Raw genomic sequence first — 15,659 nt, forward strand, 5'->3', positions numbered from 1 at the left:
CATCGCCGGGCGCGCGGTCACTGCTGGGATCAGGCCCGCGGTGTGCCACCGTCCGCCGCCAGCCGGGTCAGCCATTCGCGCAGCAGCCGCTGCTCGGCGTCGCTCAGAACACCGGCGTCATCGGGGAGGGCAGCGCGCAGCGCGCGGGCTGCCGGGGCGGGGCCGGACTCGGCGCCGGGGACCGCCGGCTCGGCGCGGGTGACGGCGGCGATCATCGACTCGCGCAGGATGGTCAGCAGCGCCGGATCACGGCGTTCCGCGGGCGTGGAGTGCCAGGTGGCGACCGCGCCTTGGCCGGTGGCCTGGATGATCTGGGCGGCCAGCTCCTCGTCGACCCGCAGCCACGCGCCGGCGGCCAGCCGGCGCACCCGCCCGCGGAGGATCTCCAGGCCCGCGCGGTGTGCCGCGTCCGGTCCCCGGCCGGTGGCCCGGTTCATCACCGCGAACAGCTCCGGGCGCGAGACCCCGAACCCCACCACCAGGTCCCAACCGCGGCGCAGCTCCTCCACCGGGTCCGGCGGCGCGGGATCGAGCTGCGCGCGCTTGCTCTCCAGGAACTGCGCGTAGCCGTGCTCGGCGACGGCCTCCAGCAGCCCCTCCTTGTCGCCGAAGAGGCGGTAGATCGCCGGCGGCTGCATCCCGGCCGCGGCGGCGACCGCGCGGGTGCTCACCGCGTCCGGCCCGCCCTTCTCCAGCAGCTCGACGGCCGCCACGACGATGCGGCGTCGAGAGCTGTCGGCGGTGTCGCGAGGAGGCATGGATTCAATGATATCGGAATGTGCTTCCACCGATAATATCGGTGTTACCGTTGAAATGATTCCACTGGAAGCACCGTTGGGAGAACCCCCGTGATCATCGTGACCGGAGCCACCGGAAAGCTCGGACGCCGCATCGTCGAGCACCTCCTGGACCGCGTCCCCGCCCACCGCCTCGGGGTCAGTGTCCGCGACCCCCGCAAGGCGCAGGACCTCACCGACCGCGGCGTACGCGTCCGGCAGGGCAGCTTCGACGACCCCGCCTCGCTCGTGCACTCTTTCGAGGGCGCCGAGCAACTGCTCCTTGTCTCCCTCGACCGCACGGGCGAGGAGTGCGTCACCGGGCACCGCACCGCCATCGACGCCGCTGTGGAAGCCCGCGTCGGCCGCATCCTCTACACCAGCCAGATGGGCGCCGCCCACGACTCCCGCTTCCAGGCATGCCGCGACCACGCCCGGACCGAGGACCTTCTGCGTTCCACCGGCCTGCCCTGGACCGCGCTGCGCAACGGCTTCTACGCGGCCAGCGCCGTGCTGTTCCTGGAGACCGCGCGCCGTACCGGCGACATCGCCCTCCCCGCCGACGGCCCCGTCGCCTGGACCGGCCACGACGACCTCGCCGAGGCCGCTGCGGCGATCCTCGCCGACGAGGGCCGCTTCGAGGGACCCACCCCGCCGCTCACCGGTCCGGCGGCGCTCGACTTCGACGCCGTCGCCGAGATCGCCGCCCAGGTCACCGGACGGGCCTTCACCCGCACCGTCGTCGTCGCCGACGACTTCCGCGAGAAGGCCCTGGCACACGGTGCCCCGGCGCCGATCGCCGACCTGATGCTGGACATCTTCGCAGCAGCGCGGAATGGCGAGTTCGCCGCCGTCGACCCGGCGTTGGCCGAACTGATCGGCCGAGAGCCCGCCGCCTTCCGCACCCTGCTGGAGCGGGCATGGGCCGAACAGACCGGGTGGGGGGCGCACCCGCGGCCATGACCCCGTCCGCGAAGGATGGGACAGGCAAGGCGCTGGCGGGCACCAGCGTCCTGGCGGGTCGTATGCCGCACGGAGAACGCCTCCGCCGGGGGCTCACACAGAAGCGGAGAGGATGAGCGGCCGGCGCCCGCCTCCGTACCCGACTGGACCGCTCCCTCCGAGGGGAGTCCTCACAGCCGGGTAGCGGCCTGGACGAGGGCGGCGACCGCCCGCGAGCGGCTGTGGGGCGGCCACGCGATCACCGTCGTCACCGTCGGCGCGTCGGCCACGGGAACGGTGACGAGGCCGTCCCTCAGCCCGGCGCGCACCGACTCCGGCAGGATCGCCGACGCCCGGCCGAGCGCGATCAGCTGGAGCAGTTGCGTGTGGTTGTGCACCGGCGGCCCGGCACCGTCAGGGAAAGTGCCGTCGAGGTCCGGCCAGCGGGGCATGGGCAGGCCGGGCAGTGCGGCGACGTCGGACATCCGCACATGGGCCCGGCCGGTGAGGGGGTGCCCGGCCGGAAGGACCACGACCTGTCCCTCCGCGTGCAACTCCTCCGTGTCGAGCCCGGCAGTCGAGTCGAACGGCCGGTGCAGCAGGGCCACATCGGCCCGCCCGTCCCGCAGCAGCCGCTCCTGCTCGCCGATCCCGCACAGCATCACGTCGACGGCGACCGCGCCGGGTTCTGCCGCGTAGGCGTCGAGTAGTTTCGCCAGCAACTCGCCCGTCGCCCCGGCCTTCGTGACGAGGACCACGCCGGGGCGGCCGGTCGGCGCGAGAGCGGCGCGGCGGGTTCGGCGCTCGGCGGCATCGATCGCGTCGAGGGCCGCCTGCCCTTCCCGCAGCAGCACCGATCCGGCCTCGGTCAGGGTGACACCGCGGCTGCCGCGTTCCAGCAGCGCAGCCCCGAGCCGGCGTTCGAGCTGCTGGATCGCCCGCGACAGCGGAGGCTGGGCGATCCCGAGCCGCCGCGCCGCCCGCCCGAAGTGCAACTCCTCGGCGACGGCGACGAAGTACCGCAGCTCCCTCGTCTCCATGCCGCCAAGCTACCTGACGCCGCCTCGGCGCCGACCGGAATCGCCGCAGTGATCTGGTCCGATACCGGGAAGGTATCGCCACTTACCCAGACGGTGTTGGCCGCGTCGCGGGGGCGCGGAACACGATGGACCGTATGAGCGGACAGACGATCGCGCTGGTCACCGGCGCGAACAAGGGAATCGGGTACGAGATCGCGGCTGGTCTGGGTGCCCTTGGCTGGAGCGTCGGCGTCGGCGCCCGGGACGAGGCACGCCGGGAAGCCGCCGTACAGAAACTGCGGGCGGGCGGCGCGGACGCGTTCGGCGTGCCGCTCGACGTGACGGACGACGCGAGCGTGGCGGCCGCCGCCCGGCTGCTGGAGGAGCGCGCCGACCGCCTCGACGTCCTGGTCAACAACGCCGGAGTGACCGGTGGCATGCCGCAGACGCCCACCACGGTCGATCCCTCGGCCGTACGGACGGCGGTGGAGACCAACGTGATCGGCGTCATCCGCGTCACCAACGCGCTGCTGCCGCTGCTGCGCCATTCCGCGTCGCCGCGGATCGTCAACATGTCCAGCAGCGTCGGCTCGCTCACGAGGCAGACCGCCCCCGGCGCCGACACGGGGCCTATCTCCGCGGCGTACGCACCGTCGAAGACGTTCCTCAACGCCCTGACCGTCCAGTACGCCAGGGAGCTGCGGGACACGAACATCCTGATCAACGCCGCCTGCCCCGGCTACTGCGCGACCGACCTCAACGGCTTCCGCGGCGTGCGCACTCCCGAACAGGGCGCGGCGATCGCGATCCGGCTCGCCTCCCTCCCCGACGACGGCCCGACCGGCGCGTTCTTCGACGAGGACGGGGTGGTGCCGTGGTGACCTCGGCAGCGGTCCCGGGCTGAGACCGTAGGACGGGCGCCGGCGGCTTTCTCAAGTCGTCGCGCCTCGTTCGCGCGCGCGAACCCGCCGTCGGCCTTGACCGGTTGCTGAAGGAGCTGGCAGCGCCGTCCCCGGTGTGACGGCTGCCGACACTGCCTGGGCGCCAGCCTGCCGAGACGACACCTGGGCCACACCCGTCCTGGCCGGCAGGAGCCTGCGGTTCGCTGGTCCCAGCCCCGGTCTCATTCGCCTGTGCTCGGGGCCGTCCACGGCCACCTCGGATACCGGTTCTGTCCCCGGCCAGTACGTATCTGCGTCCACGCGTACGGCTTCTTGTCCCGTCGGACCGTGTGTTGGGGGCGATCCCTCACGAGTTCGAATCTCGTATCCTCCGCACGGGTCTGTCGCCAGGCGTGATGCAACGGGCTTGAGGCTCTGCATCCGGCCGACGGAGTCACCCATCCCGGTGCCAGTGGACAGATCGGGATCATCGACGCCACCGAGGTCCGGGTGCGGCGTCCAGCCGCCCATCGGCCCGGACGAGCGAGATTCGTGTCCGGCAAAAGCCGGATGAATGAGAAGGCCCTGGTCGTTGTCGATGCCCGCCGGCCGAACGGTCACTGAACCGTTCCCGCGGTTTGACGTCTTCCGGTGCCGAGGACTCAATGAGCCGGGTTTGACGCCCCGCGAGTTGAGCCTGGGCCGGTGGGCGGACAGAGGAAAGCGGGGTCGGGCAGCCCGCGCCCCAGGTCGAGGCGCCGCGGTAGAAGGCGGCCTCGTCGCTGCCGCAATGGCACCAGGTCGAGCCACTGATCGTCACCCATGGTCCTGTGGCTCTGCGCGCCCCGTGCGCACCGCTTCGGTGCAACGCCTTGACGCGCCGTCGGCGAGCGCCAACACTACGTATCGCAGCGGTGGGAGCGCTCCCATGATCCTGTGGGGCCCTCCCTCCAACGAGTCACGGCAGGAGTCACCACCGAAGGGACAACGGTCCACCCATGATCGCCGAACGCTTACGCAAGAGACTGATCGCGCTCTCCTCGGCGACGGCCGCCGTCGCGCTCATCGCACTCGCCGCACCTCAGTCCGCCTCGGCCGACACCATGCGCACGTTCAACGTAGCCCTGAGCTGCTCTTCGGGCCTGCCGTACGGTCTGAGCGTGGACAACGGCTCCGGCTGGTACTACCCCAGCGGCTCGAGCTACGCGTCCGGCAACACCAAGTACTTCACCGTCTCCATACCCGCCAGCGCCAGCGCCCTCGCCATCAACACCGGCTTCTGCGACAACGAAACGCAGACACCGTACTGGGAGGGCTACCGCTACAGCATCGTGCCGGGCACGTCCACCATCAGTGCGAACGGGAACTGCCAGGACATGTACGTCTATCCCGGGCCGTTCGTCCGCTACTGCTCTCTCACCGCGTTGACCTACAGCTGACGCAGGAGTAAGCGGCCGTCTCGCCGGTGGACTCCCTCTGCGACCGACGTCGTGCCCGGTCGGACGGTGTCAGGCGATGTCGAAGTGGCGGGAGACCTCGTCCATGGTGAAGTGGGCTCGAAGCTTGCACGCGGAGTTCTGGTTGGCGAAGAAGCCTGCCCGCCACAGCGCCCGATCGCGTGGGACAGCCACTGCCGGCGGATACGAAGCCGTAGCGGCGTGCGTCGCCCCAGCTGCGGCCGCCGGGCTCCTCGCCGAACGAGATGTACCGGTCCGTGCCGTTCCACGGTTCCCGCTTTCCGCTCTCGTATCCTCCGCGCCCGGCCGCCCGGGCAGGCGGAGGGCCCGACCATGGTGAGGCGCGGACGGCCCCTCCGGGTGAGCGGTAGTGGCTCACCCGGAGGGGCCGTCCGTCGGGGGCGGTGCGCCCCTGGGGGTCAGCGCCGGTGGTCGCGGAGTCGCCCTCGCAGGCCGCGAGCGTGTCGCCGTATCCCTCCTTCTCGCACTGCGCGAGCAGCACGTTCTCGATCTCGGTGTGGGCCTGCGTCAGCAGCTTCGCGAAGTCGGGGTCCGCCCACCGGTGCGCCACGGTGGCCTGGCCGGTGATGCGGCCGCCCATGACGTCGAGCGGGTAGTGGAACCCGAGGACGATGCGGTTGTTCCCGTACTCCGAGGTGCGCGCCAGGATCGACGGTGCCAGCTCCGGCAGCAGCGTGGCGAGGACGGTCCCCGCTTCGTAACCGCCGTAGGTGTGGCCGCTCGGGTACGAGCCGCTGATGGCGAGGCTGCTGTACGAGCCGTCCTGCGACTCGTAGACGTCGCCGCCGTCGCCGGCGAACCCGAGCCGTACGTACGGACGCAGGTAGCCGTAGTGGTCCTTCGCCGCGTCGTGGGTGTCGAGGCCCTGGGTGACACGGGAGGACAGCGCGCTGGTCTTCGGCAGTCGGCCGCCGCTCAGGGCGTCGCTTGAGAGCGTGCCGAGCCGGGACCCGAGGCCGTCCGCCGTCGTGGCGGTGGCGCTGCTGGTCGCGTCGGCCTCGGCCCGGTCCACCTCCTTCTGCGTGGCCGCGTTGTTGACGGCCACGGCGATCCGGTCGTTCTCCGCGGTGAGCGGAGTGCCGCCCGGCACCTTGGTGTTGGCGCCGAGGATGTCGGAGCGGAGGTCGCCGATACCGCTCAGGAGGTCGTTGTAGCAGTCGCTCCCGTCGTCGGCCGCCCGCCACCCGTACGACGACTACTGACCGGAGAGCCCGCGCCCCGCGTCCCGCTGCCATGGGTGATCGACGGGCGTCGTCGCACTCGCCAGACTGGTAAACCCATGAATACCGGGAGTATGGTCTCTTATATGGCGAGCAAGAAGGTGACAGTGACGATTCCCGAGGATCTCCTTGACGAGATCCGTGCGGAGGCGGCTGAACGCGGCCTGTCGGCGTACGTTGCAGAGGCGCTGCGGGCCAAGCGCGATCGGGACCGCCTGGTGGGACTCGTCGACTGGTTGAAGGAAGAGCATGGGCCCGTCACCGAGGATGAACACGCGGTGGCACTCGACGAGCTGAACCGTCTCGATGCCGAGCACGCGCACCGTCGGCCAGGCAGCGCCGGAGAGGCCGCGTGAAGAAGCGCAGTAGCGAGCATGAGCCCCTGCTCCGGGTCTTCGTCCTCGACTGCGAGGCCCTGTCCCTCGCCGTGCGGGGCGACCGCAAGATGCTCGCTTGGCTCGACCTCGCGGCCCGGGGCGCGGCTGAGGTGGTGACGTCTCCGATGACCCTGGTCGAGGCGTACGACGGCAGGACCACCGAGCAGCGGTGGGACTGGGTGCTCTCCCGGCTCAAGGTCGCCGACGTCGGAAAGGAAGAGGGCCGCCAGGCCCGCCGTCTTCTCGCCGATGCCAAGCTCCATGGTCACAAGTACGCGATCGACGCGGTGCTCGCTGTCATCGCGCGACAGCAGAGGGGGCAGGTCACCGTCTTCACCTCGGATGTCGACGACCTGGAGAAGCTGGTCCCGGACACGATCGTCGTCAAGCAGGTGTGACCAGCTCGCTCCGGTCTCGATGTCGATGAGAGCCGGTCGGCGTTGGACCGGTGGTGCGCTGCGTGATGTCGAGCCGTGGGTCCGTGCACTGAGGGCCCGGGCCGCCGCGGGGCGGCCCGGGCCGGTCGGCCGAGGGGTCAGACGGTCGCCGAGGTGAAGTAGCCGTTGAGGTCGGCGACCACGTGAACCGTGCCGAAGTGGTTGGCGAAGGTGACGCGGCCGTCGACCACCGGCACCACCACCAGGTTGGAGATCGTCTCGCCCTGCGTGAAGTTCAGGTTCGACGCCTCCGGCACCGCGCTGCCGTCGGGGTAGACGGTCACGAAGCCGCTGGTGGTCGGGTTGACGGCGGTGACGTTCATGATCACCGCGTTCACCCCGTTCGCCGGTACGCCGTGCACCCCGGTCACCTTGAGCTGCACCACACCGCCCGCGCCGACCCGGGCCTTGGGCGCGCCCGTGCCGTACCGGGTGTCCAGGAACCGCGTCGGCGACAGCGGCACGAGCGTGCTGCGCGCGGGCGTGGGGGCGGCGGTGACGGTGTACGCGTCGTGGAGGGTGCCGCCGTCCGAGGTGATGACCGAGCCGCTGCTGACGAGCGACACGTCGTACGTACCGGGGGCCGCGCCCCCGGTATGCAGCAGTACGGTGAGCGAGGTGGAGTCGTTGCTGATCGCGACGGCCTTGCTCGGGTAGGTGCCCACCGTCGCACCGCTCCGGGTCAGTTCCACCTTGGTGTCGAGGGTCAGGTTCGTGCCGTGGACCATGAGCTGGTTCTGCGTGCCGGACTGCCCGGTGGACGTGCTGAGCCCGCTGATGGCCGGCAGCGGCGGCCGGGTCGCGCAGCCGGACTGGCACACGCCCTGCGTCGCGGCGCCGACCTGGCACTGGTAGGCGAAGGCGCCGAGGTTCAGACCGCTGCACTGGTAGGCGGAGTCGAGGGTGTTGCCGGCCCATCGGCTCGCGTCCGCGCCGAACATGCCGAAACCGCGGCGTCGCCGGGGGCGAGGTCTCGCTGTTCACGCCGTACACGTTGAAGCGCAGGTTGGACGTGACCGGCATCACCGCGCAGTACCCGGTCGCGGTTTCGGTCAGGATGCCGCTGCGCGGGGTGAAGGCGCCCGGCGTGAGCGGGTGGGCGGTGCACTGCGGCGCCCACGCGGCGGCGGTGCCCACCGTCCAGGTGTCGACGTGCGCCGCGATCGGCGCGTTGCCGTAGTCGGCGGCGACCACGACGAGGTAGGACGTGGCCCCGGTGGCCCGGCAGGACGAACCGTGCTGCCAGCACAGGATGCGGCCGGTGCCGTCGAAGACCAGCAGTTCCGCACCGGTGTTGCGCGCGGCGCCGGGCGCGCGGACGGCGAACCACTGCCGTGCAGGGGCCCGGTGGGAGGTCCGGGCGCCCTGCGGGTGGCGCCACGACGTCGGCCGAGCGCGGCTCAGCCGGTGTCGCAGCCCGTGACGTCGGCGCTATGACGGGACGGAACCCGGCCGGGTCCCCGCGTCACTTTCGCCAGAACAGGTGGTGTGTCATGCCGCTCGGGCTGGGCACGACCTCCAGGTGGAAGCGGTCGAGCAGCTCGTCCGGCGATTGCCACAGGTGCAGTCCGGACCCGAGCTTCACCGGAGAGACCGCGATGTGCATGGTGTCGACGAGGTCGGCGTCGAGGAACTGCCTGATGGTGCTGACCCCGCCGCCGAGGCGGACGTCTTTGCCCCGCGCCGCTTCCCGTGCCTGTTCGAGGACCGCGGACGGGTCGCCGTCGACGAAGTGGAAGGTGGTGTCCGAGAGCGCGAACGACGGGCGCTTGTGGTGGGTCATGACGAACACCGGTGTGTGGAAGGGGGGTTCGTCGCCCCACCAGCCCTGCCACTCGTGGTTCTGCCACGGCCCGCGCTGCGGACCGAACTTGTTGCGGCCCATGATCTCGGCGCCGATGTCGCGTGCGAAGTCCCGCGTGAAGTAGTCGTCGATGCCCCGGCTGCCCCCGGCGTCGGTGCGCATGGGCCAGCTCGCCGTGGCGCCTGCCCAGGCGAACAGCCGCCCGGGATCGACATGGCCGAACGGCCGCTCGAGTGTCTGATCCTCTCCGGCGCCGATGCCGTCACTCGATACGGTGAAGTTCATTACTCTCAGTAGTTGACTCACGGGTTTCCCTGTCCGGTCCTGTCGCGTCGCCGTGCGGCGGGCGCCGCACATCATGGCGTCGAACGGGGCCCGGCCGGATCGACAGCGGGCCACCGCTTTTTTCGGGGCGCGTCAGCGCGCGGCCGGCTCGGCGGGGTGGCTGTGACGCGGAAGGCACCGGGGGGAGGGGGGTTATTCGCCCAGCAGCCGCAGGTCGGCCTTGGTGATCGTGGTGGTGAGGAGCAGGTCGGCGATGAGGTTGTGGTTGAGGGCGTTGCCGACCGGCGAGGGGACGTCGTCTCCGAGGAGGCCGGTGATGGCGGCTTCGCTGCTCAGGCGGCGGCGGACTTTGGCCACGACGTGGGCGGCGCGCTTGGGGCTCCACGGGTCGGTGGGGTTGAGGTCGGTGAGTTCGTAGGCGACCTGGGACCACGTGAGGGGCTGGGGCTGGGGGTCGTTGCGCAGGTAGCGCTGGGCGAGGCAGATGAGGACGAGCTTCTCTTCGGGGGCGAGATCGCGGGTGTCGCCGTCGCTTGTCCTGTGCCGGCAGGCGTGGGAGGCGGCGTCCGTGCCGACGGCGGCGGCCGGCGGCGGGGCCACGGAGGCGATGCGGATCTCCAGCAGGTGCTCCTGCCGGGGGGAGACGATGAAGAGCGGGGTGTAGCCGGTGGCCAACTCGGCCTGGTCGCCCTTGAGTACGAGCCGGGAGCCGGGGAAGCGGATCGGCCGCTTGCCGGTGTTGCTGAGGGTCCAGCGGGAACGGGCGTACGTGATGAGCCCTTGGCAGCGGCTGACGCACTCGTCACCCATGCCGACGCAGACGTGGACGTCGGGCTCGTTGCGGCCGAACGTGAGGGGGAAGTCGGCGTCCGGGGCGACGCTCATGCCGCCGCTCGGGCCGAGGACGAACAGGGTGCCGGGGGCGGCGCTGGGAAGTCCTCCGCTGAGGCTGCCGATGTCCTTCGGCAGGATGCTGACCTTGCTCGCCATGGTGAGTCCTTCCTCCTCGGCCAGGGGCGTACACGCTAACCGTTGAGGCTCGGGGGAGGTCCCGACGTGGCGACGGAGCCGCCCGGCGATACGTCTGAGGGGTACGTAGGGCCGAACGGCACCTTGCGGGGAGCGCGTTGGTCGAACAGCGTCCGGCCGTCCAGCAGTACGCGGCAGCGCGCCGTGCCCGAGCCGAGGGTGAGCATGATCTGCCAGTCGGTGGCGCCGCCGCCCTGCGGCACATCGACGGTCTTGCGCCAGGGCAGCTTCTGCGTCCTCCTCGTCCTGGTCAGCCTGCCGTTGACGCCGTACGCGAGCATCGTCAGCGTGCCGGTGCCGGTGATCTCGAACACCAGGGGTACCGGCATCGCCGAGGGGGTGGCGGAGGCCGCCGTGGCGCCGCTCGCGCCTGTCGGCGGCTGCGTACCCGTCCGGGTGACCGCAGGTGTCCTGCGTGCCTGCGGGCCGGTGCCCGCTCCTGCACCGGACGGCGAACCGGCCGACCGCGTGGCCAGCACCGCCGCCGTACCCACGGCCGTGACCGCCGCGACCACGCCGCCGAGCAGCACGCGGCGCCGTCCCGGCGGTAAAGGCGCGGGCGTCGGCGGATTGTCGGCGGCGCTCGCGTTCTCGTCGATCGCCGCGGTCACCTGCGGCGGGAGCCAGGTGGCGGCCGGCGCCTCGCTCTCCTCCTGGCCCGGGGCCAGGCGCCGGACCAGTTCGGCGGCGCACGGCCGCGCGTCGGGGTCGGGACGACGGCAGTCCGCGACGAGCGCGCGCAGCGCGGCATCGGGCGGGGCGGAGCCGTACCGGTCCCGGGCGGAGCGGTGATCGACGGTCGGCCTCCCACCGGCTCGCCCGTCGCCGGGAGCACCGTCACCCGCGCCGCGCGCACCCGCAGCGTCGGCGCCCCCGCAGGCGTACTCCAGCGTCGTGCCCAGCGAATAGACGTCGCTCGGCGGGCCCGCCACGCCCTCGACCTGCTCGGGGGACATGAAACCCCAGGAGCCCGCGTGGCCTGACACGGTGGTGGACACGCTGTCCGGCGGCGGCGCCGGGGTCACGCCGGCCGCGATGCCGAAGTCGATCAGCCGTGGCCCGTCCGCCGTCAGCAGGACGTTCGCCGGTGTGACGTCAAGGTGTGCGATTCCGGCGCGGTGGAGGTCGGCGAGGGCTTCGGCGAGACCGGCGGCGAGACGGCGGACGGAGTGGGCGGGGAGCGCGCCGAAGCGCTCGACGGCGTCGCGCAGGGTGAGCGACGGCAGGAATTCGGTGGCCATCCAGGGCATGCCGTCGTCGGGGTCGGCCGCGAGGACGGAAGGGCTGTGGACGCCGCCCGCGGCGGAGTTGGCGGCGACCTCGCGCCGGAAGCGCTCGCGGTGAGCGGCTTCGCGGGCCAGGTCGGCGTGCATGACCTTGACCGCGACGGACCGGCCGCCCCGGGAACGGGCCAGGTAGACGGCCGCCATGCCGCCCGTCCCGATGCGCGCCAGGACCCGGTACGGTCCGACCGTACGGGGGTCGCCGGGCTCAAGCCGCTGCATCCGGTGCTCCGTTCGGTGTCGCGCCCTGGCTCCCGCCCGGCGGGCCGACCGCCTCGATGTACCCGTCCTGTGTGCTCAGGACGACGAGCCCGTCGACGGCCAGCGCTCCCCACCCCGGATCGGAGGAGGAGTCGGAGCTGTTCATCGCGTCGGCTCCGTAGGTCCAAAGAACGCTGCCGTCAGCGGTGTTGAGGGCGTAGACGACGGAGTCGGTCGTACCGACGAAGAGCGTGTCGCCGGACAGGCCGATCGCCGTCGATTCACCGTACGGGTTCGCCGCGCCCTGGCCCATGCGCCGGGACCACACCTCCGCGCCCGTGGTGGCGCTCAGCGCGCGGATGCGGCCGTCGGCATCGTCCACGAAGAGCATGCCGCTGCCGGTCCTGCGGACCGAACTCCGCGTGTCCATCGTCTTGTTCCACGCGGTCCTGCCGGTGTCGGAATGGAGCGCGTACAGGCCGCCGTACGCGTCGTGGGTGAAGACGAAGCCGTCGCCGATGGTCGTGTACTGGGGCTGGTCGGCCAGCTTGTGGGTCCACCGGACGCGGCCGGTGGTCGCGGAGAGCGCGGTGAGTACGTTGGCGTCCCGCTCGCTGCTCTCCACCAGGACGAGCCCGGCCGCCGCTGTGACGTACAACCCTTCCACAGCCGTACGCCAACTGACCTTGCCGCTGCCGGTGGTGAACCCTGTGACCGCGTCGCCTCCCGCGACGCAGACCGTCGGGCCGGTGGCCGCCACGCCCCACACGAAGTTGTTGAGCGGCATCGGGTAGGTCCAGAGGGTCGCGCCGGAGGCCGGGTCGACCGCGCGCAGCGTGGACGTGTCGTTCTTGCGCTCGTCGACCAGATACACCGCGCCGGTGCCGGCGGTGACCTTGGCCGAGTCGGTGGCCAAGTCGACGTGGCGCGTCCACAGTTGCCTGCCGGTGCGTACGTCGAGGGCGCGGGCCATGGGGGTGTCCGTGCTGCTGTCGGCGGTGAGGACGACGTCGCCGGCGGCGTAGATGTCGGGGTAGCCGTCACCGCCGGCAGGCACTTTGGCCCTCCACCGGGAGGTGGCCCGCGGGGGTGCGGTGGGACGCGAGCGCGGGGCACTTGACGGCGTCGGCCGCCCGGAGCCGGCGGACGCAGAGGTGCCGGCCGACGGCGGCCCCGTAGCCGATCCCGTCCTGCACAGCGCCACCGCGGCTCCTGCCGCGCCGGGTACGGCGGCCACAGCCGCCACGGTCAGCAGCAGCCTTCGGCGGCTCGGGTTCCGAAAGGAGCGGAGCCGCAACGGAGTTCGGGGATCACGAGGAGCCCCCGCCGGTAAGGGCAGCGGCTCCGCCGGCGGATCGGCCGTCGTCTGGCCGGGCGGTACGGCCTGCCGCCCGGCCTGCCCCCCGGCCCCCGGGGCCAGGGCGTAGGACGGCAGCTCCGTACGGTTCACCCGCCGGTCCACCGCCTCCGCCATCGGCGCCGGCAGCCACCGCGTCCCCTGGACGGAGGCGGAGGGTTCGCCGAGCCGGTCCAACAGGACGACTGCCGTGGGGCGTTCACCCGGCTCGCGGCGCAGGCAGGACGCGACGAGAGTACGCAGCCCGCGATCCGTCAGCCCGCCGAGATCCGTCTGCGCGCGCCGCACCCGTTCCAGCGTGGCCGCCCGGTCGCCGTCGCCGAACGGCTCCTGCCCCGTCGCCGCGAACGCCAGCACCGCGCCGAGCGCGAAGACATCGCTGCCGGAACCGGCGAACCCGCCCGACGCCTGCTCCGGCGACATGAAGCCCGGTGTGCCGAGCAGCGCGCCGGGAACGGTGATCACGGTGGCGCCGTCAGGCCGGGCGATCCCGAAGTCGATCAAGCGGGGGCCGCCCGCCGTGAGCATGATGTTCTCCGGCTTGAGGTCCCGGTGGGTGAGGCCCGCGCGGTGGATGTCGGCCAGCGCCTCGGCCAGTGCGGCGGCCAACAGCCGTACTGCCGCGGGCGGCAGGCCTCCGTACGCACCGATCGCCTCGCGCAGCGACAGTCCCGGCAGGTACTCCGTGGCCAGCCACGGTACGGCCGCCTCCGCGTCGGCCTCCAGCAGAGGCGCGGTGAACGCGCCCGTCACCGTACGGGCGGCCGCCACCTCCCTGCGGAAGCGGGCCCGGTACCGGGCGTCCCGGGCGAACCCCGCCCGTACCACCTTGACCGCCACCGCGCGTCCGCCCGGCGAACGCCCCAGGTACACCACGCCCATTCCGCCCGCGCCCAGCCGGGCCAGCAGCCGGTAGCCCCCGACCTCCGCCGGATCTCCAGCCTCCAGTGGCTGCACGGCTTCTCCTTCTCCACCGCCAGGACATGGACGGACCGTCGGACGGACCGATGGCAGGAGCGCCAATTCTCGCCTCCGGCGGCATACCGACCGCCGCGCCCTCACAAGGACTTCACAGCACGTTCGGTGCGCGTGCGGCGGTGTCGCCGCGGTTCGAACACCTGGCGGCGCGTTCGGGAGGGGTCCCGGGAGGCGTCACGTACGGTCCGGGACCATGAAGCTCGGAGACGGCGCCCGGGGCGCGATCGTAGCGGCGGCTCTTCTCGCGGCGTCGGCCACCGTGGCCGGCTGCGACGGCGGGAGCGGCGGTACGTCGCACGCGGCGAGCAGCACCCGGACGCCGGTGTCGGCGTCTCACACCGCGACTCGTAGGGCGACGGCGCCGACCGCATCCGCCGCCGGTCCGACCGGCAGCACGCACACCCTCGCGGAGCTGGCCCAGCACCCGTGCCTGGCCGTCACGGAGGCCGACGGCGGGGTGGACAAGCTGTATATCGCCATCGAGGGCAGGGAGACGACCATGAAGGGCGACCCCACGTCGTGTCAGTGGGGAGCGGTGGGCGGCCTGGTCAGCTTCACGCCGTACACCTCGACCGACCTGACGGAGGACGCCCGCTTCCGGGACCTCACCCACAAGACGGTCTCCGGGCACCGCGCCCGGGTGGGCACCTACCAGCGTGACGACTCCGCTTTCATGGTCGTCGATGTCGGCGCCGGGCATTCCTTCCGGCTGATCGTCGCCTCATTCGGTGCGGGCGCCCCGAAGGGACCGGGCACGGTCGGCCTGGCGGTGGAATTCGCCGAAGCAATCGTTTCCCACCTCCGCTAGACGGGACACCACCCGGCCCGCGACTACGCGCGCTCCACCGCGTTCTTGAGCGCGACGAGGTCGGCGGCGACGGTATCCGCGTCACGTTCGAAGACCTCGTCACTCATCCCCGGCTGCCGGCGCAACGTGAACAGCACCTCGCACCCGGCGCCGTCCGCGATGACCCGCACGGGGTTGTAGACGGTTTCGCCCGAGGGCAAGGTGACGTGGTGGTCGAGTACGCCGAACTCGTTCCTGTCCGCGAAGACGACCACGACCCGCCCCATGGGTGACTCGGCGATCCATTGCCCCCCGACCCTGTCAATGTCCCCGGCCAGCCCGGAAGCCCACCCGGGGAGGTTGGCCGGGTTCGAGGCGTAGTCATAGACCTCCTGGGCAGGCCGATCGATATGCCTGCTGATGTGCCGAGAGCCCGAAGCCGTGGTTTCCATGGCCGCGACGCTATCGGGCCGCTGCTGACGCCGTCTTGAACGAATCGGCCATGGCAGCCGGCCGGCGGAACTTGACCCTGCCCGCCCGGCTCGCCGAGACATCCGACGCGTCGCTCACGGCGGGTGCGGTCTCCTTCGCCGGCGCAGGGGGCACCAGCCAACTCGTCGTGGACGTCGACGGCTTCTTCTCGGACAGCCGAGCGGCGCGTCCCGCGCCCGATGGGCCGGGTCGTGACCGCGGCTGCGGCGGGGATGGCGCGGGTCGGTCAAGGGAGCGGGGCTGGCTGCTCCCTTGGCCGACCCGATTGCTACGACCCGGCCGGTGCGGTTCAGACGGCCCGGCCCGAGGCCCT

General features: G+C 72.0%; 15 protein-coding genes and 1 pseudogene. 7 read left to right on the forward strand and 9 right to left on the reverse strand.

The window, feature by feature from the left end; translation table 11 throughout:
• Window positions 1-29 precede the first annotated feature (29 nt).
• Window positions 30-758 (reverse strand): TetR/AcrR family transcriptional regulator, encoded by a 729-nt coding sequence (locus OHA86_RS20615; protein WP_329177395.1) that lies wholly within the window; start codon window positions 756-758, stop codon window positions 30-32.
• 90 nt (window positions 759-848) lie between these two features.
• On the opposite strand from OHA86_RS20615, the gene OHA86_RS20620 reads away from it, so the two are divergent.
• A complete protein-coding gene (locus tag OHA86_RS20620; RefSeq protein ID WP_329177397.1) occupies window positions 849-1,739 on the forward strand; it encodes an SDR family oxidoreductase in 891 nt (296 codons plus the stop codon).
• A gap of 170 nt (window positions 1,740-1,909) precedes the next feature.
• Here the strand turns inward: OHA86_RS20620 and OHA86_RS20625 are convergent, their stop codons facing one another.
• Window positions 1,910-2,758 (reverse strand): LysR family transcriptional regulator, encoded by an 849-nt coding sequence (locus OHA86_RS20625; RefSeq protein ID WP_329177399.1) that lies wholly within the window; start codon window positions 2,756-2,758, stop codon window positions 1,910-1,912.
• A gap of 134 nt (window positions 2,759-2,892) precedes the next feature.
• Here OHA86_RS20625 and OHA86_RS20630 point away from each other — a divergent pair, with 134 nt between their 5' ends.
• Both OHA86_RS20630 and OHA86_RS20635 read left to right on the forward strand, forming a co-directional pair.
• A complete protein-coding gene (locus tag OHA86_RS20630) occupies window positions 2,893-3,618 on the forward strand; it encodes an SDR family oxidoreductase (RefSeq protein WP_329177401.1) in 726 nt (241 codons plus the stop codon).
• 998 nt (window positions 3,619-4,616) lie between these two features.
• Entirely contained in the window at window positions 4,617-5,057 is a 441-nt protein-coding gene (locus OHA86_RS20635; RefSeq protein ID WP_329177402.1) for a hypothetical protein, read from the forward strand.
• Window positions 5,058-5,514: 457 nt separating this feature from the next.
• Here the strand turns inward: OHA86_RS20635 and OHA86_RS20640 are convergent.
• Window positions 5,515-6,270, reverse strand: a pseudogene (locus tag OHA86_RS20640) (acid phosphatase); the annotation flags it as partial.
• A gap of 132 nt (window positions 6,271-6,402) precedes the next feature.
• Between OHA86_RS20640 and OHA86_RS20645 the strand changes: the two are divergent.
• Complete coding sequence (locus OHA86_RS20645; protein ID WP_329177403.1) at window positions 6,403-6,672, forward strand: CopG family transcriptional regulator; 270 nt, start codon at window positions 6,403-6,405, stop codon at window positions 6,670-6,672.
• Entirely contained in the window at window positions 6,669-7,091 is a 423-nt protein-coding gene (locus OHA86_RS20650; RefSeq protein ID WP_329177404.1) for a hypothetical protein, read from the forward strand. The genes OHA86_RS20645 and OHA86_RS20650 overlap by 4 nt, the downstream gene beginning before the upstream one ends.
• A 137-nt stretch (window positions 7,092-7,228) precedes the next feature.
• On the opposite strand, the gene OHA86_RS20655 is transcribed toward OHA86_RS20650, so the two are convergent.
• Window positions 7,229-8,071 carry a hypothetical protein gene (locus OHA86_RS20655; protein WP_329177405.1) on the reverse strand — a complete coding sequence of 281 codons (843 nt, stop codon included), beginning with the start codon at window positions 8,069-8,071 and terminating at the stop codon, window positions 7,229-7,231.
• A 53-nt stretch (window positions 8,072-8,124) separates the two neighbouring features.
• On the opposite strand from OHA86_RS20655, the gene OHA86_RS20660 reads away from it, so the two are divergent.
• Window positions 8,125-8,310 (forward strand): hypothetical protein, encoded by a 186-nt coding sequence (locus tag OHA86_RS20660; RefSeq protein WP_329177406.1) that lies wholly within the window; start codon window positions 8,125-8,127, stop codon window positions 8,308-8,310.
• A gap of 285 nt (window positions 8,311-8,595) precedes the next feature.
• Here OHA86_RS20660 and OHA86_RS20665 read toward each other — a convergent pair whose 3' ends face one another.
• From OHA86_RS20665 to OHA86_RS20680, 4 genes are all read right to left on the reverse strand, one after another.
• Entirely contained in the window at window positions 8,596-9,240 is a 645-nt protein-coding gene (locus OHA86_RS20665) for a dihydrofolate reductase family protein (RefSeq protein WP_329177407.1), read from the reverse strand.
• A gap of 171 nt (window positions 9,241-9,411) precedes the next feature.
• Window positions 9,412-10,209: a hypothetical protein gene (locus tag OHA86_RS20670; protein WP_329177408.1), complete on the reverse strand. Its 798-nt coding sequence runs from the start codon at window positions 10,207-10,209 to the stop codon at window positions 9,412-9,414.
• Window positions 10,210-10,244: 35 nt separating this feature from the next.
• Window positions 10,245-11,753, reverse strand: a complete 1,509-nt coding sequence (locus OHA86_RS20675) for a serine/threonine-protein kinase (RefSeq protein ID WP_329177409.1) — start codon at window positions 11,751-11,753, stop codon at window positions 10,245-10,247.
• A complete protein-coding gene (locus OHA86_RS20680) occupies window positions 11,740-14,046 on the reverse strand; it encodes a serine/threonine-protein kinase (protein WP_329177410.1) in 2,307 nt (768 codons plus the stop codon). The genes OHA86_RS20675 and OHA86_RS20680 overlap by 14 nt, the downstream gene beginning before the upstream one ends.
• A 214-nt stretch (window positions 14,047-14,260) precedes the next feature.
• Between OHA86_RS20680 and OHA86_RS20685 the strand changes: the two genes are divergently transcribed.
• The gene (locus tag OHA86_RS20685; RefSeq protein ID WP_329177412.1) at window positions 14,261-14,875 is read left to right on the forward strand and encodes a DUF3558 family protein; all 615 of its coding nucleotides are present in this window, start codon (window positions 14,261-14,263) and stop codon (window positions 14,873-14,875) included.
• Between the two features lie 23 nt (window positions 14,876-14,898).
• On the opposite strand, the gene OHA86_RS20690 is transcribed toward OHA86_RS20685, so the two are convergent.
• Window positions 14,899-15,306, reverse strand: coding sequence for an SRPBCC family protein (locus OHA86_RS20690; RefSeq protein ID WP_329177414.1), 408 nt, complete (start codon window positions 15,304-15,306; stop codon window positions 14,899-14,901).
• Window positions 15,307-15,659 lie beyond the last annotated feature (353 nt).

Origin of the sequence: Streptomyces sp. NBC_01477 (genome assembly GCF_036227245.1) — a bacterium.
Classification (GTDB): Bacteria; Actinomycetota; Actinomycetes; order Streptomycetales; family Streptomycetaceae; genus Actinacidiphila.

Coding starts and splice junctions, on each gene's coding strand:
- OHA86_RS20615 (WP_329177395.1), bottom strand. CDS start 758: ATGCCTCCTCGCGACACCGCCGACAGCTCTCGACGCCGCATCGTCGTG.
- OHA86_RS20625 (WP_329177399.1), bottom strand. CDS start 2,758: ATGGAGACGAGGGAGCTGCGGTACTTCGTCGCCGTCGCCGAGGAGTTG.
- OHA86_RS20630 (WP_329177401.1), top strand. CDS start 2,893: ATGAGCGGACAGACGATCGCGCTGGTCACCGGCGCGAACAAGGGAATC.
- OHA86_RS20635 (WP_329177402.1), top strand. CDS start 4,617: ATGATCGCCGAACGCTTACGCAAGAGACTGATCGCGCTCTCCTCGGCG.
- OHA86_RS20645 (WP_329177403.1), top strand. CDS start 6,403: ATGGCGAGCAAGAAGGTGACAGTGACGATTCCCGAGGATCTCCTTGAC.
- OHA86_RS20655 (WP_329177405.1), bottom strand. CDS start 8,071: ATGTTCGGCGCGGACGCGAGCCGATGGGCCGGCAACACCCTCGACTCC.
- OHA86_RS20670 (WP_329177408.1), bottom strand. CDS start 10,209: ATGGCGAGCAAGGTCAGCATCCTGCCGAAGGACATCGGCAGCCTCAGC.
- OHA86_RS20675 (WP_329177409.1), bottom strand. CDS start 11,753: ATGCAGCGGCTTGAGCCCGGCGACCCCCGTACGGTCGGACCGTACCGG.
- OHA86_RS20685 (WP_329177412.1), top strand. CDS start 14,261: ATGAAGCTCGGAGACGGCGCCCGGGGCGCGATCGTAGCGGCGGCTCTT.
- OHA86_RS20690 (WP_329177414.1), bottom strand. CDS start 15,306: ATGGAAACCACGGCTTCGGGCTCTCGGCACATCAGCAGGCATATCGAT.